The 23,711-nt window shown below is 69.4% G+C and carries 17 protein-coding genes; 9 read left to right on the top strand and 8 right to left on the bottom strand.

Translation table 11 applies throughout. The annotated features are described in order from the left end of the window. Positions 1–135: 135 nt before the first annotated feature. Positions 136–3,645, bottom strand: coding sequence for a transglutaminase family protein (locus tag WA675_RS14885; protein WP_336084979.1), 3,510 nt, complete (start codon positions 3,643–3,645; stop codon positions 136–138). Between the two features lie 160 nt (positions 3,646–3,805). Here WA675_RS14885 and WA675_RS14880 point away from each other — a divergent pair, with 160 nt between their 5' ends. Further along, a complete protein-coding gene (locus tag WA675_RS14880; protein WP_336084914.1) occupies positions 3,806–4,180 on the top strand; it encodes a hypothetical protein in 375 nt (124 codons plus the stop codon). A gap of 56 nt (positions 4,181–4,236) precedes the next feature. Beyond that, entirely contained in the window at positions 4,237–4,878 is a 642-nt protein-coding gene (locus tag WA675_RS14875; protein ID WP_336084912.1) for a hypothetical protein, read from the top strand. Here WA675_RS14875 and recR read toward each other — a convergent pair whose 3' ends face one another. Together recR and WA675_RS14865 are read right to left on the bottom strand one after the other, a co-directional pair. Then, entirely contained in the window at positions 4,879–5,487 is a 609-nt protein-coding gene (gene recR, locus WA675_RS14870) for a recombination mediator RecR (protein ID WP_336084910.1), read from the bottom strand. Continuing rightward, the gene (locus WA675_RS14865) at positions 5,487–5,831 is read right to left on the bottom strand and encodes a YbaB/EbfC family nucleoid-associated protein (protein ID WP_336084908.1); all 345 of its coding nucleotides are present in this window, start codon (positions 5,829–5,831) and stop codon (positions 5,487–5,489) included. Before WA675_RS14865 ends, recR begins: the two co-directional genes overlap by 1 nt. 224 nt (positions 5,832–6,055) lie before the next feature. Here WA675_RS14865 and WA675_RS14860 point away from each other — a divergent pair, with 224 nt between their 5' ends. Genes WA675_RS14860 through WA675_RS14850 form a run of 3 tightly spaced genes read left to right on the top strand, consistent with a single transcriptional unit; the run spans position 6,056 to position 7,842 of the window. Further along, positions 6,056–6,619 carry a hypothetical protein gene (locus tag WA675_RS14860; protein ID WP_336084906.1) on the top strand — a complete coding sequence of 188 codons (564 nt, stop codon included), beginning with the start codon at positions 6,056–6,058 and terminating at the stop codon, positions 6,617–6,619. 45 nt (positions 6,620–6,664) lie between these two features. Then, positions 6,665–7,495 (top strand): MerR family transcriptional regulator, encoded by an 831-nt coding sequence (locus WA675_RS14855; RefSeq protein ID WP_336084904.1) that lies wholly within the window; start codon positions 6,665–6,667, stop codon positions 7,493–7,495. Further along, positions 7,492–7,842, top strand: a complete 351-nt coding sequence (locus WA675_RS14850; protein WP_336084893.1) for a VOC family protein — start codon at positions 7,492–7,494, stop codon at positions 7,840–7,842. The genes WA675_RS14855 and WA675_RS14850 overlap by 4 nt, the downstream gene beginning before the upstream one ends. A gap of 19 nt (positions 7,843–7,861) precedes the next feature. Here WA675_RS14850 and WA675_RS14845 read toward each other — a convergent pair whose 3' ends face one another. Beyond that, entirely contained in the window at positions 7,862–8,296 is a 435-nt protein-coding gene (locus tag WA675_RS14845; RefSeq protein WP_336084892.1) for an SRPBCC family protein, read from the bottom strand. A gap of 151 nt (positions 8,297–8,447) precedes the next feature. On the opposite strand from WA675_RS14845, the gene WA675_RS14840 reads away from it, so the two are divergent. Beyond that, complete coding sequence (locus WA675_RS14840) at positions 8,448–9,887, top strand: FAD-binding protein (RefSeq protein WP_442945628.1); 1,440 nt, start codon at positions 8,448–8,450, stop codon at positions 9,885–9,887. Then, positions 9,884–11,200 (top strand): class I SAM-dependent methyltransferase, encoded by a 1,317-nt coding sequence (locus WA675_RS14835; protein ID WP_336084890.1) that lies wholly within the window; start codon positions 9,884–9,886, stop codon positions 11,198–11,200. The genes WA675_RS14840 and WA675_RS14835 overlap by 4 nt, the downstream gene beginning before the upstream one ends. Here WA675_RS14835 and WA675_RS14830 read toward each other — a convergent pair whose 3' ends face one another. From WA675_RS14830 to WA675_RS14815, 4 genes are all read right to left on the bottom strand, one after another. Continuing rightward, complete coding sequence (locus WA675_RS14830) at positions 11,201–14,734, bottom strand: protein kinase domain-containing protein (protein WP_336084888.1); 3,534 nt, start codon at positions 14,732–14,734, stop codon at positions 11,201–11,203. A 190-nt stretch (positions 14,735–14,924) separates the two neighbouring features. Further along, complete coding sequence (locus WA675_RS14825; RefSeq protein ID WP_336084886.1) at positions 14,925–17,075, bottom strand: 3-hydroxyacyl-CoA dehydrogenase NAD-binding domain-containing protein; 2,151 nt, start codon at positions 17,073–17,075, stop codon at positions 14,925–14,927. A 38-nt stretch (positions 17,076–17,113) separates the two neighbouring features. Beyond that, a complete protein-coding gene (locus WA675_RS14820; RefSeq protein WP_336084884.1) occupies positions 17,114–18,328 on the bottom strand; it encodes an acetyl-CoA C-acetyltransferase in 1,215 nt (404 codons plus the stop codon). Between the two features lie 189 nt (positions 18,329–18,517). Continuing rightward, positions 18,518–21,079, bottom strand: coding sequence for a DNA polymerase III subunit gamma and tau (locus WA675_RS14815; RefSeq protein WP_336084882.1), 2,562 nt, complete (start codon positions 21,077–21,079; stop codon positions 18,518–18,520). A 440-nt stretch (positions 21,080–21,519) separates the two neighbouring features. Here WA675_RS14815 and WA675_RS14810 point away from each other — a divergent pair, with 440 nt between their 5' ends. Both WA675_RS14810 and WA675_RS14805 read left to right on the top strand, forming a co-directional pair. Then, positions 21,520–22,344: a hypothetical protein gene (locus WA675_RS14810; protein ID WP_336084880.1), complete on the top strand. Its 825-nt coding sequence runs from the start codon at positions 21,520–21,522 to the stop codon at positions 22,342–22,344. Positions 22,345–22,420: 76 nt separating this feature from the next. Next, complete coding sequence (locus WA675_RS14805; protein ID WP_336084878.1) at positions 22,421–23,710, top strand: ammonium transporter; 1,290 nt, start codon at positions 22,421–22,423, stop codon at positions 23,708–23,710. Position 23,711: the final 1 nt, after the last annotated feature.

Genomic DNA, 23,711 nt, shown 5'->3' with positions numbered 1-23,711 from the left:
GCGCCTGATCGACGGGACGGGCGCGAACCGCCGACTGCGTCGGCGATCCCTCCTCGAGGTCGGGATGTGCGGGGTTGCGTTCACGCGTGGGTCGGGCATTTCTGGTTCGCCCTTCTGGAGTGGGGTGCGGGGGCGCTACCGGTGGCTTGCGGTGTCCCACACGGTGCGCGCGCGACGTAGATCCAGGATGCCTGGTGCGCCGACGTCGGTCGACTGCGCGGCGATCTTCGCACGGAGTTCGGCCGGATCCTGGGGATTCACGGTGTGTCCCGCGGCCTCGAAGCGGCGATTGCGCCGGGACTGGGCCGCCACGGCGTTGACGGGGGCGTCATCAAAGGCGCGGCCGCCGGGGTGCACGACGTGATAGGTGCAGCCGCCGTGCGACAGGCCGGTCGCCGGGTCGACCAGATCGAAGACCAGCGGCGCGTCGACCGTGATCGAGGGGTGCAGCGAGTTCGGCGGCTGCCAGGCGCGATACCGCACGCCCGCCACCTGCACGTCGGCCTTGCCGGTGGCCAGCAGCGGGACCGGCATGCCATTGCAGGTCAGCACATATCGGTCGCGGTCGGCGCCCACCACCCGCACCTGCAAGCGCTCCACCGAGGAGTCGACATAGCGGGCGGTGCCCTGTTCGGTGGCCTGATCACCGAGAGTCAGCCACGGTTCGATCGCGCCACGCAGCTCCACCTCCACCTCGCCGATCGTCGCGGTGCCGATGCGTGGGAAACGGAACTCGGTGAACGGGTCGAGCCAGCTGGTGTCGAAGTCGATGCCGTGCGCGCGCAGATCGGCGGCCACCTCGGCGATATCGGCGGTCAGGAAGTGCGGCAGCAGATAGCGGCCGTGCAGATTCGCCCCGTGCCGGAGCAGCGGCGCCCGGTACGGCCGCTCCCAGAACATCGCGACCAGCCCGCGCACCAGCAGTGACTGCACCATCGCCATCTGGAAATGCGGCGGCATCTCGAAGCCGCGCAGTTCCAGCAGGCCGAGCCTGCCGCGCGCGGAATCGGGGCTGTAGAGCTTGTCGATGCAGAATTCGGCGCGGTGGGTATTGCCGGTGAGGTCGGTGAGCAGATGCCGCAGGGCGCGGTCGATATGCCAGGGGGCGGAACGGATTTCCGCCGGTGGGTGGGTCGTGACCGGCTCGGCGGTGAGGCGGGCGATCTCGGCGAAGGCGATCTCGAGTTCGTAGAGCGCGTCCTCGCGGCCCTCGTCGGCGCGCGGTGCCTGCGAGGTGGGGCCGACGAACCGGCCCGCGAACAGGTACGACAGAGCCGGATGACGCTGCCAGTAGGTGAGCATCGAGACCAGCAGATCCGGGCGCCGCAGCAGCGGCGAGCGCGCCGGGCTGATGCCGCCGAGGGTGATGTGATTGCCGCCGCCGGTCCCGCCGTGCGTGCCGTCGACCTCGAAGGATTCGGTGCTCAGCCGCGCGAGCCGGGCCTGCTCGTAGAGGGTGCCCAGCACCTCGGCCTGCTCGGCGAAGGAAGCGGTGGGCTGGATGTTGACCTCGATCACGCCCGGATCGGGGGTGATCGAAAAGGTGTGTAGCCGTGCGTCACCCGGCGGGGCGTACCCCTCGAGCACCACCGGCCGCCCGATCGCCACCGCCGCCTGCTCCACCTTCGCGAGCAGGTCGAGGAAGTCGTCGAGTTCGGCGAGCGGCGGCAGGAACACGTGCAGCCGCCCCGCGCGTACTTCGGCGACCAGCGCGGTGGTCGGCCGGAAATCCACCTCCTCCACCTCGCCGGGAGGTTCCGTACGCGGCAGCCGCAACGGTCCCTGGAACAGCGGATCGGCCTCGGGCGGCGCCGGCGTTTCGTGCCACGACAACGAGTTCAGCGGAAGCCGCAGTCCCGCAGGCGAATCCCCCTCGGCCAGTACGATTCGCCCCGGTCCGCCCGCCGCGCGTCCCCGTCGCAACTGCCAGTCCGCACTCGCCCATCCCGCGCCGTCGTCCCTGCGGTGCAGAGGCAGGACGAACGCACTCGGCTCGTCGACCGCCGCATCCAGCCGCGCGAGCAATTCCCGCCTGGTCTCCGGCGAATCCGCCCCAGGATCGATATCGTCCTGCGGCGGTTCCCCTTCGGGCGCACCGACGGTGGCGGCCAGCCTGGCCAGCGGGTCCTCGTAGGCGGGACGCACCTGCCGGTCCGGCAGGCCCAGCACGTGGGCGATGTGCGCGGTGAACGCCCGTGCGTCAGCGTTATCCGCGAGCGGGAGCCCTCCTCGCCGCTCGCCCACACCAGCTGTCGCCCCCGTGCCCGCTCCCGAGGCGCGGCACCCAGCATCGACGGACTGCTCGGCCACCGCGGCATTCTGCGGTTGCACAGCTCCGAGATCACCGCCATCACGCGCGGCGAGGTCTGTGCCGCACTGATCGATCGGGGTCCACGGGTCGGCGAGCAGGTGCTGGTGGGTCCAGATCGGTTGGCCGTCGGCGCGCCAGGCGATGGCGATCTCCCAGCGGGGCAGGGGTTCGCCCGGGTACCACTTGCCCTGGCGGTATTGGACGATGCCGGTGGGGGCGTAGATGGCGCGCAGGCGGTCGGCCAGGTCGACGGCGCGTTCGCGTTTGTGCGAGCCGTCTGCGTCGGTGGTCCATTGGGGACTCATCTGGTCGTCGAGGGAGACGAAGGTGGGTTCGCCGCCCATGGTGAGGCCGACGTCGGCGGCGGTCATCCGCGCGTCGATGGCCGCGCCGGAGGCGGTGATGCGGGCCCACTGGGAGTCGGTGTAGGGCAGGGTGACCCGCGGATCCTCGTGCACCCGGCGCACCACATTGCTGAATTCGAGGGTGGCCTCGGTGATCCCGGTGGCGCCCGTGATCGGCGCCGCCGCACCGGGATGCGGGGTCGCGGCCAGCGGGATATGGCCTTCACCGGCGAACAGGCCGGAGGTCGGGTCCATGCCGACCCAGCCCGCGCCGGGCAGGTACACCTCGGTCCAGGCGTGCAGGTCGGTGAAGTCGGCGCTGGGCCCCGACGGCCCGTCCAGCGCGGGCGTATCCGAGGTGAGCTGCACCAGATACCCCGACACGAACCGCGCGGCCAACCCGAGTTCCCGCAGGATCGCCACCAGCAACCACGCCGAGTCCCGGCACGATCCGAGCCCGCTGCGCAAGGTGTGCTCGGGCGTCTGCACCCCCGGCTCCATCCGCACGGTGTAGCCGACGGTATTGCGCAGCGCGTAATTGAGCTCAACCAGACCGTCGATGGACCGTATCCGCCCCTGCGGCCGATGCACCCGCACCCACTCCCGCACCAGCTCACCGGCCGCACCGACCGGCCGCAGATACGGTTCCAGATCCGCCGCCAGCGCCGCCGGATACGCGAACGGGAAATACTCCGCGTAATCCTCGACGAAGAAATCGAACGGATTGACCACCTCGAGATCCGCGATCAACCCCACAGTGATCGACAATTCCCGCGTAGGCTCCGGAAACACCAGCCGCGCAACGAAATTCCCGAACGCGTCCTGCTGCCAGTTCACATAGTGCCCCGCAGGCGACACCGCCAGCGAATACGCCTCGATCGGCGTGCGCGAATGCGGCGCAGGCCGCAACCGCACCTCGTGCGGATGCACCTCCACGACCCGATCGAACGAATACGCGGTCCGGTGCTCGAGCGACACCTTGATGCCCATACCCCAGTTGACCACACCGAACGCCCCCACCACCCCCGCCCAACCCCGGCGTTTCCCGACCCACACCCCCACGAAACCACCCGGTAACGCCCCACCCCACCACAGCCGCGGATCCGGCCACCATTACCGATCCACTCCTACCGCGCCTACCGTGTCGAACATGGCGCTGATCGACATCGATGACCTGCCCGCCCCGACCTCCACGGTCCTGCGACGGCGCGCACGCGCGGCCGGCCTGCCCGTCCGGCAGTACGTGAGCCGAGAGCTCACCGCCCTCGCGAATCGACGCGCACCGATCGACGGCGTAGTGCGATTCCTCGCCGACGAGCGACCCGGGTACCCCACCGCCGAAGTCGACTCCGCAGCACTGGCATTGATCGAAACCTACGATCTGCCGTCCGAGACATGGAGCGTCTTCAGCTCCACCATCGACGACGCCCTCCTCGAAATCCGCGAGGCCGTGGCCGACGATCCCACCCTGAGCCTGGACATGGGCGCCGTCGCCGCGTCGATCCGGTACGTCCGCGGCCTCTAGCGATGGCCGCCGACCGGCTATGACGAGCGATCTCCCAGCTCACGTAGGCTGGGCTGGTGAGCTACGACCACATCATTCTTCCGTCCGGTGTCGCCGGGTCTATCGATGAGGTGGACGCCTATCTGGCCGGGCAGGAGGGGAAGCCGGAGTCGGGGGCGATCGCGGAGATCGCGGCGGAGTTGAACGAGCGCAACAGTGAGTTGCCCACCGATGACGTTTTCCTGAGTGTCGAGGCGGTGGGTGGGCCCAGTGGGGACACGCTGTATGTGCCTTCGCCGTACGACGCGATCGGGTTCGTGCGCACGCTGCTGTTCGACCTCGCCACGCCGCGCGGGTACGCCGTCTACGATCCGCAGCTGAGCTGGCTGATCGATCCGGCGGGGCACATCCCGATCGCCGTGACGCACGGTGGAGCCGGTGAATTCCCGTATCTCACCGAGGAACTGGCGCACCGCTGGGTGGCGGGGCTGGCGGATCCGAATCCGTATCTGATCGTCGAGCGCGGCGAGCAGCGCTACATCCAGACCTATCGCGACCCGGCGGGCCCGTACACCCTCGAATACCGCGACGGCTCGGCCGACCAGCACTTCGGCACCACGCTGGCGGATCCGGCGCAGGTCGCGCGCATTATCTGGGCCTGGGCCAACGGCGAACCCGACGCGGGCGCGGAAGTCTCCTGGACCCGCGTCGAGTTCTGATCAGAGCGCGCGGCGCCCGGACAGGGCGCGGCCGAGGGTCAGCTCGTCGGCGAACTCCAGGTCGCCGCCCATCGGCAGGCCCGAGGCCAGCCGGGTGACGGTGAGCCCGGGGAAATCACGCAGCATGCGCACCAGATAGGTGGCCGTCGCCTCGCCCTCGGTGTTCGGGTCGGTCGCGATGATCACCTCGCTGACGTCGACGCCGTCGTCCTGATTGCCGATCCGGGTGAGCAGCTCGCGAATGCGCAGCTGGTCGGGCCCGACGCCGCTGAGCGGGTCGAGCGCGCCGCCGAGCACGTGGTAGCGCCCACGGAACTCGCGGGTGCGCTCGATCGCCTGGACGTCCTTGGGTTCCTCGACCACACAGATCATCGTGCGGTCGCGGCGCGGGTCGGCGCAGATCCGGCACAGTTCGCCGTCGGCGACGGTGCCGCACGACACGCAGAACTGCACACCGTCGCGCACCTTCTGCAGCGCCGCCTGCAACCGGTCGATCTCCGGCGGCTCGACGGCGAGCAGATGGAACGCGATGCGCTGGGCGCTCTTGGGACCGACACCGGGCAGCTTGCCCAGCTCGTCGATCAGATCCTGAACCGGCCCCTCATACATCAGAAATCGGGCAGACCGGGCAGCGAGCCGCCGCCGAGACCGGCCGAGAGCGGGCCGAGCCGCTCGGCCGCGAGCTTCTGCGCGTTGGCCATCGCGTCGTTGATCGCGCCGATGACCAGGTCCTGCAGGCCGTCGACATCGTTCGGGTCGACCACCTTCGGGTCGATGGTCAGCGCGGTGACCTCACCACTGACCTTGATGGTGGCCGCCACCAGCCCGCCACCGGCCTGACCCTGCACCTCGGACTCGGCCAGCTCGGCCTGGGCCTGCATCACCGCCTGCTGCATCTGCTGGGCCTGGGCGAGCAATGCCTGCATATCGAACTGACCATCACCGGGTTGCACAGGATGTCCTCTCTAGAAAGTCGTCGGCTCCAAGCCTAGTACGCACGGCTTCGCGGGCGATGGTCCCACATCGGCGCCCGGGGCCGCGCATACCGACCGGACCGTTACCGGCGCCTGTTCAGATAACAGATTCGTTGCTGGCGTACCACATTCGATCCGGATCGCGGCACGGCCCCTACGATCGAACGAGGTCGGGCCAGGTACAGCTACCCCAGGGAGAACAGATGAAAGCCACCCGTGCTCGACTGTCCGCCGCGGCAGCCCTGTGCGCGTCGACCGTCTGCCTGCTCTTTCTCGCCGCCCCCACCGCTTCGGCGGAGGTCACCGACTACGGACGCGGTTGCGTCGTCGACACCGGCAACCCCGGGGCGACCCTGGATTCGCTGCGATTTCGCTGCAGCGTCACCCAGCAGGACCAGATCTATCGCGACGCGGAGGCGGGCGCCGTCCCCAACGGCGTCACCAACGGCTGGGTGACCCGCCCGCAGCAGTTCACCGGTGTCGCGCCCGCGCTGTGGATCGGCAAGGTCTTCCGCACCGGCCCCGACGGCGGCACCCTGACCAACCGCGTCACCGGCGCGGGCATCGAGGCCTTCCCCGCCGATGTCTACCGGGCGTCCTCGATCCTCGACGGCAATACCACCTGGGCGCTGAACTACGCCCCCTCCCCGACCCCGCAGGTCTACGACGAGATCCGCGAGATCGCTCCCGGCGTCTGGTTCGGCTACTCCTGGTGGCGCGAGGGCGACTGGCCCCTGCTCGCCGCCTTCGTGCTGGCCCCCGCCTGAGCCGTTGTTGACCCTCCCCCCGCTGGAGGGTGTTGGCTGGTTCCCATGACAGCCACCGTGGCGATCGGCGAATTCGCCCGCCTCACCCACCTCAGCGTGAAGACGCTGCGCTACTACCACGAGATCGAGCTGCTCGAGCCGGTCGTGGTGGACGCGGGCACCGGCTATCGCAGGTACTCCACCGGGCAGGTCGAGCGCGCGCATCTCATCCGCAGGCTGCGCGATCTGGACATGCCGTTACCGCAGATCCGCGCGGTGCTGGCGGCCACCGATCCGGCTGAACGCGATGCCACCCTGCGGGCGCATCTGGTCCGGATGGAGGCCGAGCTGCGGCGGACCCAGGACGTGATCGCCTCGCTGCGCGCGCTGCTCACCGAACCCGCGCCGCCGATCCGGGTGGACTACCGGGTGGAACCGGGGTTCACCGCGCTCACCCGCACCGAACGCGTGGAGCATCGCGCGATCGGACCGTGGTGCGATGCGGCGTTCGAGCAGCTCTACACCAGCCTGCTCGCCCTCGGCGTCACGCCGGGCGGTGTCGCGGGCGCGACCTATTCGACGGAGTTCTTCACCGAGGACACCGGCTCGGTCACCGCCTACGTGCCGATCCCGCCGGATACCGAACTCGTGGTGCCCGAAGGCCTGGAGGTGACCGGATTCCCGGCCCTGCGCTTCGCGATCGCCGTGCACACCGGCGCCTTCGAGGACTTCGACCGCACCTACGGCGCACTCGGCAGCCATGTCGCCGAGCACGCCACCGCCCTGCCCGACGAACCGGTCCGCGAGCGCTATCTCGTCGGACCCGACCTCACCGAGAACCCGGCCGACTACCGCACCGAGGTGTGCTGGCCGATCACCGAAGGAGAAACCCGATGACCCTCGCACTCGCCAATGTCACGTTCGACTGCCACAACGCCGGGGCCCTGGCCGACTTCTACGCCCAGCTGCTGGACGTGCCGGTCGACCCGGAAGCCTCGGAGCACTTCGCCACCGTCGGCAAGACCGCGGGCTTGTCGCCGACCCTGATGTTCATCCAGGTCGACGACAAGACCCCGGGCAAGAACGTGGTGCATCTGGACTACCACTCCGCCGAATGGCGCGACTACATCGAGCGCGCGATCAGCCTGGGCGGCAAGCACATCGGCGATTTCGACGAGTACGGCGTCCAGTGGGCCACCCTCGCCGACCCCGAAGGAAACCTCTTCGACATCGCGAAGGACTGATCGCGAAGGACCAGCGGCCTCAGGCCAGTTCGCGCGCGAGGTTGGCCAGCACCTCGGCCTGGATCTTCTTCAGGCCGAGGGGGGCGAAGATGCCCTCGAAGATGCCGGAGATGCCGCCCGCGCCCTGCCACGTGGTGCGAACGGTGACGCGCGAACCAGTGCCCTCCGGGGTGACGGTCCAGGTGTTGACCATCGAGGAATTGGCGTCACGCTCGGTCAGGATCGAGTCCGACACGGTGACATTCGCGCGTACGTTGCGCGAACGCTTCTCGGTGGCCTGCAGGGTCCACTCGACCACGGTCCCGGCACCCTTGCCGCCCTCGATCACCTTGTAGTCGCGGTAGTGCGCGGAGAGGATGCGGGGGCGGATCGTCTCGTAGTCGCCGATCGCCTCGATGGTGTGCTGCGGATCCGCCGCGACCACGATCGAACTGCTGGCGCTGACCTGTCCCACTGTTGACTCCTTGTCGCCGGGTGCGATATCTCGACCGGGTTACATCCTGCCCTGTGCGCTTTCCGAACCCCCGGCCAGGGGACTTTTCGTGACGACGCACAACTATCCGGTGGCCGGGCGGGCCCCGGAGTACTAGCGTCGAGGAGTGGCAGTGAGTCTGTTGGGCAGAGCCGGCCACGCACCGGCCGCACGCGAGTCTGGATACCCTGCGCACCGAGAGGGCGTGGCACGACTGCTGGCAAGCTATCGCGCCATCCCTCCCGGCGCTGTCGTCCGCCTGGCCAAGAAGACGTCGAACCTGTTCCGCGCCAGGGCGGCGACGACCGCGCCCGGCCTGGATGTCTCCGGACTCGGACAGGTGATCGCCGTCGACCCGGTGGCGCGAACGGCCGATGTCGCGGGCATGACCACCTACGAGGACCTGGTCGCGGCCACCCTCCCCTACGGCCTGGCGCCGCTGGTGGTGCCGCAGCTCAAGACCATCACCCTGGGCGGTGCGGTGACCGGGCTCGGCATCGAGTCGACCTCGTTCCGCAACGGCCTGCCGCACGAATCCGTGCTGGAAATGGACGTGCTGACCGGTTCCGGCGAGATCGTCACCGCCACCCCGACCAATGAGCACGCCGAACTCTTCCACGGCTTCCCCAACTCCTACGGCACCCTCGGTTACACCGTCCGGCTCAAGATCGAACTCGAACCGGTGCCGCCGTTCGTCGAGCTGCGGCACGTGCGCTTCCACGACCTGCGGGAACTGGAAGCCGAGCTGGAACGCATCGTCGTCGACCGCAGCTACCAGGGCGAACAGGTCGACTACCTCGACGGCGTGGTGTTCACCGCCGAGGAGAGCTACCTGACGCTGGGCCGCCGCACCGACGAGCTGGGCCCGGTCAGCGACTACACCGGGATGGACATCTACTACCGCTCCCTCCAGCACGCCGAGGGCGTACAGCGCGACCGGCTGACGATCCACGACTACCTGTGGCGCTGGGACACCGACTGGTTCTGGTGCTCACGTGCCTTCGGCACCCAGAACCCGAAGATCCGCCGCTTCTGGCCCAGGAAGTACCGCCGCAGCAGCTTCTACTGGAAGCTGGTCGCGCTGGACCGCAAGTACCACATCGGCGACCGGCTCGAGGCCCGCAAGGGCAATCCGCCGCAGGAGCGGGTGGTGCAGGACATCGAGGTGCCGGTCGGGCGCACCGCCGAATTCGTCGAATGGTTCCTGCGGGAAATACCCATCGAGCCGATCTGGTTGTGCCCGTTGCGGTTGCGTGAACGCGCGGTCGAGGGTGCCCGGCCCGAGCGCCCGTGGCCGCTGTACCCGCTCGAGCCTGGTCGCACCTACGTCAATGTCGGGTTCTGGTCGGCCGTGCCGACCGTGCCCGGCCAGCCCGAAGGGACGGCCAACCGCGCCATCGAGAAGACCGTGTCCGCCCTGGACGGTCACAAATCGCTGTACTCGGACGCGTTCTACGACGAAACCGAGTTCGCCGCGCTCTACGGTGGCGACACCTACACGCAACTGAAGACCCGTTACGACCCGGACCAACGACTGCTGAATCTGTATTCGAAGGCGGTGCAACGCAAGTGACGACATTCAAGGACCGATCAGAGGTATTCGCCGAGCTGGGAACCAGGCTCACCATCGCCGAGGTGTTCGAAACCCTCGTCGACGGTGACATCCCGATCCGGCTCAACGCCTACGACGGCAGCGCCACCGGCCCCGCCGACGCGAAATTCACCCTCGACATCAAGACCCCGCGCGGGATCAACTACCTGGCCACCGCCCCCGGCGACCTGGGCATGGCCCGCGCCTACATCTCCGGCGACATGGTCGCCGACGGGGTCCATCCCGGCGACCCGTACGAGATCCTCGAGGCGATGCAGGGCATGAAGTTCCATCGCCCGTCGGCATTGTCGCTGGTGACCATCGCGCGCTCGCTGGGCTGGGAACGGCTCAAGCCGATCGCCCCGCCGCCGCAGGAGACGCTACCGCGCTGGCGCCGGATCGCCCTGGAGGGCTTGCGCCACTCCAAGACTCGCGATGCCGAGGCCATCCACCATCACTACGACGTCTCCAACAAGTTCTACGAGTACGTCCTCGGCCCGTCGATGACCTACACCTGCGCGGTCTACGGCGAACCGGACTGGACCCTCGAGCAGGCCCAGGAGAACAAGTACCGGCTGATCTTCGACAAGCTGCGGCTGAAGGAAGGCGACCGGCTGCTCGACATCGGCTGTGGCTGGGGCGGCATGGTCCGCTACGCCGCGCGGCGCGGGGTGAAGGTCATCGGAGCCACGCTGTCCGCCGAGCAGGCGGCCTGGGCCCAGGCCAAGATCGCCGAGGAGGGCCTGTCCGAGCTGGCGGAGGTCCGCTACAGCGACTACCGCGATATCCCCGAGGGCGATTTCGACGCCGTCTCCTCGATCGGGCTCACCGAGCACATCGGGGTGCACAACTACCCGTTCTACTTCGGCTTCATCAAGGACAAGCTGCGCCCCGGCGGGCTGTTCCTCAACCACTGCATCACCCGCCCGGACAACACCCGCACCACCAAGGCCGGTGATTTCATCGACCGGTACGTGTTCCCCGACGGCGAGCTCATCGGGTCCGGCCGCATCATCGCCGAGGCCCAGAACGTGGGGCTCGAGGTGCTGCACGAGGAGAACCTGCGCGAGCACTACGCCCTGACCCTGCACGAATGGTGCAAGAACCTGGTCGAGAACTGGGACGCGTGCGTGGACGAGGTCGGCGAGGGCACCGCGAAGGTGTGGGGCCTGTACATGGCCGGTTGCCGTCTCGGATTCCAGCGCGATGTGGTCCAACTGCACCACGTGCTCGGCGTGAAACTGGACGCCGAGGGGCACTGGGATGTGCCGCTGCGCCCGTGGTGGACGCCGTAGTCAGAGCAGTTCGTCGAGGAAGTGGCCGGGGAGTTCGGCGAGGATCGGGTGCTGGTTGCCGTCGTGCGATTGCGTGCGCAGCACATGCAGCAACCCGACCACGCCGGGCCCCGCGTCCAGTAGCGGCCTGGTCCAGCCCAGTTCGGCGCAGGTGCGCAGCTCCGGCAGAACCAGGCCGGTGGCCTCGCCGATCCAGCCCGCCGCGGCCAGTGTCTCGGCCAGCAGCAGGGTGGCGTCCAGTTCGGCCCGGGGCCGGGGCTGGTCGAGCAGGCGGGAGTAGAGCGCCCGGGCGTGGCGGGCGGCGCGGTCGTCGGCGCGCAGCCGCTGCTGGGCCAGTAGTTCGCGGATCTCGGCGATCTCCTTGGCCTCCGCGATGAGCACCGCCGCCCCCGACTTGCGGCGGGACCCGTTGCCCGAGGCGTCGGCGGCGAAGCGGTCGCCGTTCTCGCCGGTGGGCAGGCCGAGGCGGGAGCGTTCGGCGCGCACGTGCGCGTCCAGGCGGGCCAGGTCGTTGTCGGCGGCCAGCCGGGCGCCCTCGTCGAGCCGGGCCGCGGCGGTGTACTGGTCGCCGAGCGCGGCCTTGACCCTGGCCCCGATGACGAAGGTGGCCACCAGGAAGTCCACCGGGCCGACCCGGGTGACCAGCTCGTGGCTCTCGTCGAGCAGCCGGTCGGCCAGATCCAGGTCACCGCGACGATAGGCCACCTCACCCAGCAGCGCCGCCGCCACCCGCGCCGCGTCCGAGCGTGGGCCCGCGTGCTCGCGCGCGGTGTCGTAGGCCCGCTGGTAGTACTCGGTGGCGGCGGCGATATCGAGCTGCTCGTAGGCCGCCGCGCCCCGGGCGCACAACCCGAAGACCGGACCGAGCGGATCCTTGGACACCGCGTGATATTCCCGCGCCCAGTCCTGCATCTCGGTCACGCCCGCGAAATCGAACTCGCACAGCCGCACGAACGAGACCAGGTTGGCCGCGGTCGAGACCACCCAGGCGGGCAGCTCGGCGGGATTCTCCAGGCAGGTGGCCAGCCGGTCGGTGACCCCGGCGGTGTCGTCGTGGGCCACCCGGTCGGCGGCGTCGAGCACGGTGGCCGCGCAGCGCTGCTGGGCCAGCTCGGGTTCGGTGGCGCCGCGGGCGAGCAGGTTGGACAGCCTGCCCAGCGCCGAGCGCGCGGTGCCGGTCTGCTGGAGGTTCATATTCGCCCTGGCCACGGCCATCAGCAGCTTGGACCGCGACGTCACCTGCTGCACGGGCAGTTTGGAGACCGAACCGAGCAGGGTGGCCAGCCGGGAACCGTCGATGAGGTCCATGCCGCCGCTCTCGAGCAGGTCGGCGGCGAGCTTGAGATCGGTGGCGGCGAGCGCGTGGTCGACCGACTTGCGCAGCAGCTGATGTTCGGCGAACCAGCGCGCGGCCTTGCGGTGCAGGATCTTCGAGCGTCCGGGATGCACGCGGTCGAGCCGGGCCCGCAGATGCTCGGCGAACAGCGGCTGCATGCGGAACCACTCCGGGTCGTGCTCGATCCGGCGCAGGAACAGTTCGCGCTGCTCGGCCTGTTCCAGCAGCGCGGCGCCGTCGGGCACCTCGGCCAGCACCGAGGCCAGCGGGCCGTTGATCCGTTCGACCACCGAGATGGCCATCAGGAATTCCAGCAGCTCTGGATCCATGCTGTCGAGCACGTTCTCGGCCAGGTACTCGCGCATGCCGTGGCCGCCTTCGGCCAGCGAGCTCAGCAGCTGCGTGGGGTCGCCCTTGCCGCGCAGGGTCAGGCTCACCAGCTGGATCGCGGCGGGCCAGCCCTCGGTGGCGGCGTGGATCTGTTCGATCTGCTCGTCGGTGAGCGCGAAACCGTTGCGCTCCACCAGGATCTGGCGTGTTTCGGCCTCGGTGAGGCGCAGCTGTTCGGCGCCCAGCTCGACGAGTTCGTCGCGCACCCGCAGCCTGCTGATCGGCAGCCCGGACTGGTCGCGGCTGGTCACCACGAACCGCACGTGGTGACAGCCGTTGTCGAGCAGCGCCGCCATCGCCCGGTGCACACCCACATCGCGCACCCGGTGCCAATCGTCCACCACGACTACCACCGGGCGGTCGCTGGCGTGGATCTCGTCGATCAGGGTGGCGATCACGAAGGCGACCGCGTCGGCGGGCCGTTCCTCGAGTACCTGTTCGAGCCCGGCGCCGACATCGGGGCGCACCCGGCGGATGGCCTGGATGAGGTGGCCGAGGAACCAGATCTCGTTGTCGTCGTCGCCGTCGATGCCCAGCCAGGCCACCGGGATATCGCGGGCGACCAGGTCGGCGCGCCACTGCGCGGCGACGGTGCTCTTGCCGAAGCCCGCCGGAGCGTGCACCAGCGCCAGCCTGCGGTTGCCGCCCGCGCGCAGCACGTCGAGCAGCCGCTGACGCGGGAAGGGCTCGCGCGCGGGCGTCGGCGGGCGGAACTTGGTGGCGGCGGTGGGCGGCATGGTGGTGCTGGTGCGCATCGGCACCGAGGCGCCCGCCGGTTGCAGGGTCAGCGGCCAGCTGCGGCGGGCGGTGACGGCCTTGAGCGATTCCGGCGCGTGCTCGGCCGGTTCGTCGGCGCCGAGCAGGGCCATCTCGTCGGGCATCTGGCCGTGCGCGCGCTGCACCTCGCGCAGCAGTTCGCCGAATTCGGCGGCGGAGGCGGGGCGGTCGGCCGGATCGGGTGACATGGCGCGTTCGATCACCGCGGCCACGTCGTCGGGGATGTCCTGGGCGCGCAGGTCGGGCACGTTCTGGGTGGTGATCCGCAGGAACTGGGCCACCACCTTCTCCCCCGCCTGCCGTTCGAAGGCGGCATGGCCGGTGAGCAGCGCGAACAGGGTGGCGCCGAGACCGTAGATATCAGACCGCACGGTCGGTTCATGGCCTTTGAGCACCTCGGGCGCGGTGAACGCGGGCGAGCCGGTGATCATGCTGCTCGAGGTCTGGAAACCGCCCGGGATGCGGGCGATGCCGAAATCGGTGAGCTGCGGTTCGCCATAGCCGCTGATCAGCACGTTCGCCGGTTTCACATCCCGGTGCAGGATGCCCGCGCGGTGCGCCGACTCGATCGCCGCGGCCAGCTTCACCCCGGCGCGCAGGGTGTCCGACCAGGTCAGCGGGCCGGTGTCGTGGATGAGCTGCTCGAGCGAGCCGCGCGCGAAGTACGGCATGACGATCAGCGGCAGCCCGGTGGGCGTGGCGTCCACCTGCAGGATGTCGACGATATTCGGGTGTCCGGAGAGCCTGCCCATGGCCTGCTCCTCGCGCAGGAACCGCTCGCGGCTCTCCACATCGATCTCCGAGGACAGCACCTTCACCGCGACGACCCGGTCCAGCGCGGGCTGCAACGCCCGGTACACCACGCCGAATCCGCCGCGACCGATCTCCACGGCCCCCGTCAGCCCCATGGCGTCCAGCTCGGCGATCACCGCCTCGTCCGGCTCCCCCGGCGCCTTGGCCCGCTGGGTACTGTTGCCCACCGGCGACGGCTCCGACGGCCCGGGCTGCATGCGGGTCGGTTCCGGATCCATGTGACCACCCCTCGAATCGAATCGGCGGCACCGGCGTGTGTCTACATATCCAAGCTAGCGCGATCCGGCATCTATCGGGTGGAGATTCGATACAGGGTTGCTGCCCAACAACATCCGAACAGCCCCGCCTCGCGGGTGCGAGACGGGGCTGTTCGAGGACTTCCGGCGCCGTGGTGGCGCCGTCAGCGACTTACTTGCGCAGCGAGGCCGGGACCTCGAAGCGCGGGCCGAACTTCGCGGCCAGCTCGTCGGCGCGGGCCACGAAGGCCTCCTGGCCGCCGGGGTAGCCCACGATGAACTGGTGCACGCCACCGGTCCAGGCCGGGAAGCCGATGCCGAAGATCGAGCCGATGTTCGCGTCGGCGGTGCTGGTGAGCACGCCTTCGTCGAAGCACTTCTGGGTCTCGATGGCCTCGGCGAACATCATCCGGTCCTTGAGGTCCTGGAAGGTGTAGCCCTCCGGGAGCTCACGGCTGGTGTTGTAGAGCCCGCGCAGCTCTTCCCACAGGCCGGTGGCCTTGCCGTCGACGTAGTCGTAGAAGCCCGCGCCGCCCGCCTTGCCCTTGCGGTCGTACTTGCCGACCAGGGTGTCGAGCACCTCGGCGGTCTTCGCGGCGGCGGCGTTGAGCTCGCCACCGGCCGCGAGGATGGCCTCGGCGGTCTCCTTGTAGATCTTCTGCATGGTGGTGAAGTTCAGCTCGTCGCTGAGCTTCAGCGGCGCGGCCGGGTAGCCCGCCTGCAGACCGGCCTGCTCGACGGTGGCCGGGTCGACACCCTCGGCGACCAGCGCGATGGCCTCGTTGATGAAGGTACCGATCACGCGCGAGGTGAAGAAGCCACGGCTGTCGTTGACGACGATCGGGGTCTTCTTGATGGCGAGGGTGTAGTCGTACACCCGGGCCAGCGCCTCGTCGGAGGTCTTCTCGCCCTTGATGATCTCCACCAGCGGCATCTTGTCCACGGGGGAGAAGAAGTGGATACCGATGAAGTCCTCGGAGCGCTTCACACCGTCGGCCAGCAGGGTGATCGGCAGGGTGGAGGTGTTCGAGCCGAGCAGCGCGTCGGGATCGACGATGTCCTCGATCTCCTGGAAGACCTTGTTCTTGAGGTCGGGGTTCTCGAAGACGGCCTCGATCACGAAGTCGACGCCCTTGAAGTCGGCGGCGTCCGCGGTCGGGGTGATGCGAGCCAGCAGCGCGTCGGACTTCTCCTGGGTGGTCTTGCCACGGGAGAGGGCCTTGGCCTCGATGGCCTCCGAGTACGCCTTGCCCTTCTGGGCGTTGGCGAGCTCGACGTCCTTGAGGACGACCTCGTACCCGGCCTTGGCCGAGACGTAGGCGATGCCCGCGCCCATCATGCCCGCGCCGATGACACCGATCTTCTTGATCTCACGCTTCGGCACGTCCTTGGGACGCGAGCCACCACCGTTGATGTGGTTCAGGTCGAAGAAGAACGCCTGGATCATGTTCTTCGCGACCGGACCGGTCAGCAGGCTGGTGAAGTACCGGCCCTCGATGGTCAGCGCGTTGTCGATGTCGACCTGCGCGCCCTCGACCGCCGCGGCCATGATGGCGCGCGGGGCGGGCATGTTGGTGCCCTTGATCTGCTTGCGCAGGTTGGCCGGGAACGCGGGCAGGTTCGCCGCGAAGGCCGGGGTGGACGGGGTGCCACCGGGGATCTTGAAGCCCTTCTTGTCCCACGGCTGGGCAGCCTCGGGGTTGGCCGCGATCCACGCCTTGGCGGCGGGCAGCAGCTCCTCGACCGAGGAGACGACCTCGTTGATCAGGCCGATTTCCTTGGCCTTGGTGACGCGGTGACGCTGACCCTGCAGCAGCACCTGCATCAGCGCGCCCTGCAGACCGAGCATGCGCACGGTGCGGGTCACGCCGCCGCCACCGGGCAGCAGGCCCAGCGACACCTCGGGCAGGCCGATGGCCGAACCCTTGACGTCGGCCGCGACACGGTAGTGGGTCGCCAACGCGATCTCCAGGCCACCGCCGAGGGCGGCACCGTTGATGGCGGCCACGACCGGCTTGCCGAGCTGCTCGAGGCGACGCAGCGGGGCCTTGACGCCCTCGAGCATCTTGACGACCTCGGCCGCGTCGTCCGGGCCGACCTTGAGCATGTTCTTCAGGTCGCCGCCGGCGAAGAAGGTCTTCTTGCCGGAGGTGATGACGACACCGGTGATGTCGTCCTTCTCGGCCTCCAGGCGGTCCACGGTCGCGGCCATCGAGGTGATGTACGCGTCGTTCATGGTGTTGGCGCCCTGGCTGGGGTCGTCGATGGTGAGGACGACCACGCCGTCGGCGTCCTTCTCCCAGCCGATGATGTTGTCAGTCATAGTTTTTCGTTCTCTCCTATGAGAAGTGTCGGCCGGGATCAGACGCGCTCGATGATGGTGGCGACACCCATGCCGCCACCGATGCACAGGGTGACCAGCGCGTAGCGCGCGTTGCGGCGCTCGAGCTCGTCGACCATGGTGCCGGTGATCATCGCGCCGGTGGCGCCCAGCGGGTGGCCCATCGCGATGGCGCCGCCGTTGACGTTGAGCTTCTCGTCCGGGACGTTGAGGTCCTTCTGGAACTTCAGCACCACGGAGGCGAACGCCTCGTTGATCTCGACGAGGTCCATGTCCTCGATCGTCAGACCGGCGCGGTCCAGGGCCTTCTTCGCGGCCGGGGTGGGGCCGGTCAGCATGATGGTCGAGTCGGCACCGGAGGTGGCGGTCGCGACGACGCGGGCGCGCGGGGTCAGACCCGAGTTCTTGCCCGCTTCCTCGGAACCGATCAGCACCAGGGCGGCGCCGTCGACGATGCCCGAGCTGTTGCCACCGTGGTGGACGTGGTTGATCTTCTCGATGTAGGTGTACTTCTGCAGCGCGACGGCGTCGAAGCCACCCAGCTCGCCGATGCCGGCGAAGGAGGGGTTCAGCTTGCCCAGGTCGGCGGCGGTGGTGCCGGGACGCATGTGCTCGTCGCTGTCCAGCACGACCAGGCCGTTGATGTCCTTGACCGGGACGATCGACTTGGCGAAGTAGCCGCCGGTGGTGGCCGCGGCGGCCAGCTCCTGCGAACGCACGGCGTAGGCGTCGACGTCATCGCGGGAGAAGCCCTCGATGGTGGCGATCAGGTCGGCCGAGATGCCCTGCGGCACGAAGTAGCCGTCGTAGTTGGTGGCCGGGTCCAGCGCCCAGGCGCCGCCGTCGGAGCCCATCGGCACGCGCGACATGGACTCGACGCCACCGGCGATGACGAGGTCGTCGAAGCCGGAGCGAACCTTCTGCGCAGCCAGGTTCACGGCCTCGAGGCCGGAGGCACAGAAGCGGTTGAGCTGGAAGCCGCCGACGGTGTCGGGCAGACCGGCGGTGGTCACCGCGACGCGCGCGATGTCCATGCCCTGGTCACCGACCGGGGTGACGACACCCAGGATCAGATCCGAGATCTGGTCCTCGTCGAGGTTGGGGAAGCGGCCACGCAGCTCCTGGATCAGACCAACAGTCAGATCGATCGGCTTGACCGAGTGCAGCGAGCCGTTCTTCTTGCCGCGGCCGCGCGGAGTGCGGATGGCCTCGTAGATGTAGGCCTCTGTGGTCATATCGGAGTGTTTCCTTCCTTGGGGTGCGGTGGCCGCACGAACGCCACGACCAGCTGTCTCGACGCCGTACAAATCCCGGCAAGCACCAGCGGAGCATAGAACCATGCCCATCCGGTGTTCCCGGCCACCCGTTCATACTACCGTGGTGTGCGAACTCCGGTTAACTTAACGTTGTCGAACGGGTGGCTGTCAACCATCCAGACTCTTGGCTCCGAGCTCGTTGCGCAGCAACGCCAGGGCGACCTCGTCCGGGTCCTGCCGGTCGCCGGGAGCCACCGGCACCGCGGCGGCGGCCAGCATCTCCTGCTCCTCCTCCGGCGTCGGCGGGGCCAGCACGGCATCAGATCGTCCGGTATCACCCCCCGAGCGGGGAGTCTGCGCGCCGTAGCCTTCGTCCGGGCCAGGGTCGTCGGGCAGGTCGGGGAAGTCCGGCGGCGGAATATCGTCATCGGCCGGACGCGCCGAACCGCCCGCCGATTGCCCACCCCTGGCTTGACTCGGCCGCGAGAACTTGGGCCGCGCGGCGGGCTTGTTCTCCCCCACCGCCCCGCGCTGCGCCGTGGCCTGCGGCGCCGGACGCGGCGCGGGCGCACCGGTCTCCCAGCGCACACCCAGCTCACGCCCGAGCACCGCCCGCACCGCCGACCGCACCGCATCGATATTGCGCTGATCGGACAATCGCTGCGCCAACGGCGGACTCTGATGCGCGAAGACGATCACGTCCCCGTCCACCCGCGACACCGCCGCTCCCGACAACAACGCCTGCAAAGTAGGCCCGAACTCCCGCACCTTCGCCTTGATCTCCGGCCACGCGGCATCCACCACGCCCACCAGATCCTCCGCGGGCGCGGCGACCTGCGGTTCCGGCATCGGCGGTGCCTGCTGCGGTTCCGGTTCCGGCATCTGCTGCGGTTCCGGACGTGAGTCAGCCTGCGGTCGCGGCACCGACGGAGGTTCCGGCCGCGCCTCGGACCGTGGCCGCGACTGCGGTTCCGGTCGCTGCCCGGGGACAGCCTGACCCGCAGCCTGCGGCGCGACATCGCGACCGTCGGCGAACGCACGAGCGGCCTCGATGTCACCCGGAACAACCTGGCCGACACCGGTTTCCGAGGAACCGCCCGGGGCCTGCGCACCCGTCGCAGGTGCGTCACCGACAGCGGCGGACCGCTCCGGCCGGACAGATGTCACCGGTTCGGCGACGTGCTCGTCGCCAGTGGCAGGCGATTCGGGCGCGTCAGCCGACGGCGTGTGACCAGGCGCTGCGGCCTCGGCAACTGCGGGCGCTGCGCCCGCAGCCGAGGTAGAGGTCGAGGCTTCCGCAGAGGCGGGGTGCGCAGGCGCGGCAGAAGCGGGTGCCGGGGCAGAGGCGGGTGCCGAGGCGGGAGCCTGGTCAGGCGTAGGCGGGGCCGAGGTGGCGGCAGCGGGCTTCGTGGTGCCGGTGGCGGCTTCCTTTTCCGCGCGGGCGGCGGCGAGTAGTTCGGCGCCTCGGCGGCGGTTGCCGCCTGCGGGTGGGGCGGCGGGCGGCTGGTCGACGGGGGAAGCGGCGGCGGGGCGGGGGGTGTCGGCAGTGGGGCGGGGGGCGGACGGGACTGCGCCCGTGGCGAAGCCGCGTTCCAGGCGTTCGAGGCGTTGGAGGGTGGCGGACTCGGTATCGGAGACCGACGGGAGGAGCATGCGGGCGCAGATGACCTCGAGCAGGAGGCGGGGGGCGGTGGCGCCGCGCATTTCGCCGAGGCCCTCGTGCAGGAGCTCGGCGTAGCGGGTGAGGGTGGCGGGGCCGAGACGGTCGGCCTGGTCGCGCATGCGGTCGAGGACATCGCCGGGGCCGGAGACCAGGCCGCGGTCGGCGGCGTCGGGGACGGCGCGCAGCAGGATCAGGTCGCGCAGGCGCTCGAGCAGGTCGACGGCGAAGCGGCGGGGGTCGTGGCCCGCCTCCACCACGCTGTCGACGGTGCCGAACAGGGCGGCGCCGTCGCCGGCGGCCAGCGCGTCGATGGCGTTGTCGATCAACGCGATATCGGTGACGCCGAGCAGCGCGACCGCGCGCGGATAGGTGACCCCCTCGGGCCCGGCACCGGCCAGCAGCTGGTCGAGCACGCTCAGGCTGTCGCGCGGAGAACCCCCACCGGCCCGGATGACCAGCGGATACACCGCTTCCTCGACCGGCACGCTCTCCTGCTCGCAGATCTTGCCCAGCAGCCCGCGCATGGTGGCGGGCGGCAGCAGCCGGAACGGGTAGTGGTGGGTGCGCGAGCGGATGGTGGGCAGCACCTTGTCCGGCTCGGTGGTGGCGAAGATGAAGATCAGGTGCGCTGGCGGCTCCTCGACGATCTTGAGCAGCGCGTTGAACCCGGCCGTGGTGACCATGTGCGCCTCGTCGACGATGAACACCCGATAGCGCGACTCGGCGGGCGCGTAGAACGCACGATCGCGCAGCTCACGGGTGTCGTCGACGCCACCGTGGCTGGCCGCGTCGAGCTCGATGACGTCGAGATTGCCCGCCCCGCCCGGCCCGAGCGCCACACACGACGCGCACACCCCGCACGGCCGCGAGGTGGGCCCCTCGGCACAGTTGAGCGAGCGCGCGAGGATGCGCGCCGAGGACGTCTTACCGCAGCCACGCGGCCCGGAGAACAGATACGCGTGACTGATCCGTCCGGTATCCAGCGCGGTACTCAGCGGGTCGGTGACATGCTCCTGACCCACTACCTCAGCGAACGTCGCCGGTCGATACTTCCGGTACAGAGCCACGGCCAAAGGCTACCGACTGGGTCCGACATGAGGGCGGGCGGCCGAGCCAGGATCCCCTCGCCCACACCGCCGCCCGAAAACGTGACATTAATCACACACGCTGCGCGCGTCGGGAGATGTCCGAGAAAACCTGGCCGCTAAGGCGCAACAGGCGAGCAATCGAGTGCGATCGGCAACCAGGACACCATACGAAACAGCAATAAAACCTGGTTATCGCACACCCACAAACCCGTTCCCCGATAACGACCCACATTCTGGAAGTAACGAAAGAGTCAATCGCCGTGACAGCGGCGCAAGTGGCTGGCTACCGTTGTCCTCGGCAACTTCGGTGGCCAAACCTTCATCAGGTTGGTGACCCCGGCCGGTCCCTCATCCCGACCGGGGCACAACCTTCGCGCACCGTATCGCTCCCCCACCGCCGACCGGAGGAACGTTTCACCGTGCTGTCGTGTGATGACATCGCAGCCGCCTGGCTCGCCCACACCGACTTCGCAGGCGATCACGCCGCGGTCGGCCTGCTGAGCCGGGCGATCAGCCCCCAGGACTTCGACATCAAACGCGATTCGCTGCCCGTCGCCGCCGCGGCGGACCCGGCGACCGCGGCCGCCATCCTGCAACTGCTCGAACGCGGGCAGGTGCCGACGATGGCCGCCATCCGCACCCTCACCGCGCAGAACGAGATGCGCCGGGAGGCCGAGCGGATCGAGCGGCTCGGCAGGCGCGCCCAGCGCAGCATCGACGAGTTCGGCCGCATTCTGGCCCGGCTCGCCGCGGCGCACTGGGCCGCGCACGACATCGGCCCGACCAGGCGCGATGTGCTCGCCGACGCCGCGATCACCGATCTCATCACCGAACGCGTCGGCGCCATCGCGCCCTCGGCGGTCAAGCACCTGTGGCTGATCGAGCGCGCGCAGCGGGCGGGCTGGATCGCCTCCAACGCGAGTCCCGGTTCGCTGTGCCCGGCCCGGCGCTGGCACACCACCAAGTACGGCAACCGGGTCTCGCAGAAGCCGGTGAACACGATCGGCAAGCTCGTCGCCGGGTTCGTCGTGGAACACACCGCGACCAAGGGCAGGCCGCCGAGCTGGGCGGTGCTCTCGCGCGATGTGCGCGACGATCGCGGCCGCCGCGTGTTCTTCGATATCGCCGACGCGCACGCCCAGCGCCGCTGGCTCACCACCGCCGAATGGCTCGCCGACAGCGATGACCTGCCACTTCCCGGCCGCCGGGGCGCCCGCGCGCTGGCGAAGGAAAACCGGGCCTAGAACCCATCCGCTCCCAGGGTTACCGGTGAGTCTTCGGTAATTTCCTTGCAACGCATTCCGCGTGAAAGGAGTTACCGTGCCCGCAACGATCGATCCCGCGGCCACCGCCTGGCTACTCGCGGCCACCGCCATGGTGCTGTTGATGACCCCGGCGCTGGCCATCTTCTACGGCGGGATGGTGCGCTCCACCGGCGTGCTGAACATGCTGATGATGAGCTTCATCGCCATCCCGCTGGTCACCGTGGTGTGGATCGTCGCGGGCTACAGCCTGGCCTTCGGCGACGACGCGGGCGGCGGCGTGATCGGCGATCTGGGCCACGCGGGCCTGGCCGGGATCAACCCGGATTCGGTGCGCGGCAGCATTCCCGAGCTGCTGTTCGTCACCTTCCAGCTCACCTTCGCCATTCTCACCGCCGCGCTGGTCTCCGGCGCCATCGCCGACCGCGCCAAGTTCGCGGGCTGGATGGCGTTCGTGCCACTGTGGACGCTGGCGGTCTACGCGCCGATCGCGCACTGGGTGTGGGGACCCGACGGCTGGCTGGCGAGCTTCGGCGCCCTCGACTACGCGGGCGGCCTGGTGGTCGAGATCGCCTCGGGCGCCTCGGCGCTGGCGCTGGCCCTGGTGCTCGGCCCGCGCATCGGCTTCAATATCGACGCCATGCGCCCGCACAACCTGCCGTTCGTGCTGCTCGGCGCCGGTCTGCTGTGGTTCGGCTGGTTCGGGTTCAACGCCGGGTCGGCGCTGGGCGCCACCGGGACCGCGGCGGCGGTCTTCCTCAACACCCTGATCGCGGGCAGCCTTGGCATGCTCGGCTGGCTGATCGTCGAGCAGATCCGCGACGGCAGGCCGACCACCTTCGGCGCGGCCTCGGGCGTGGTGGCCGGTCTGGTCGCGATCACCCCGGCCTGCGGCGTGACCAACACCCTCGGCGCGGTGATCGTGGGTCTGGCCGCCGGTGTGGTGTGTTCGTTCGCGGTCGGCTGGAAGCACCGGGCGGGCTACGACGATTCGCTCGACGTGGTGGGCGTGCACTTCGTCGGCGGCATCGTCGGCACCGTGCTGATCGGCCTGCTCGCCACCGAGGTGATGACCGACGGCGTGAACGGCCTGTTCTACGGTGGCGGACTCGCCCAGCTGGGCAAGCAGATCCTCGCGGTGCTGGTGGTCGCGGCGTACGCCTTCGCGGTGTCGTTCGCGCTGGGCAAGGGCATCGACAAGGTGATCGGCTTCCGCGTGAGCAAGGAGGACGAGACCTCCGGCATCGACTTCGCCCTGCACGCCGAGACCGCGTATGCCGAAGGCGTGCACGGCACCTCGCCGCGGCGCTTCGGCGAGGGCCACTACGGCCAGGGCCGCCCGCACTGAG

Origin of the sequence: Nocardia sp. SSK8 (genome assembly GCF_037034205.1) — a bacterium.
GTDB lineage: Bacteria > Actinomycetota > Actinomycetes > Mycobacteriales > Mycobacteriaceae > Nocardia.
Note: the sequence above shows the minus strand (reverse complement) of the source record. Positions and strands in the feature narration are given on the sequence as shown.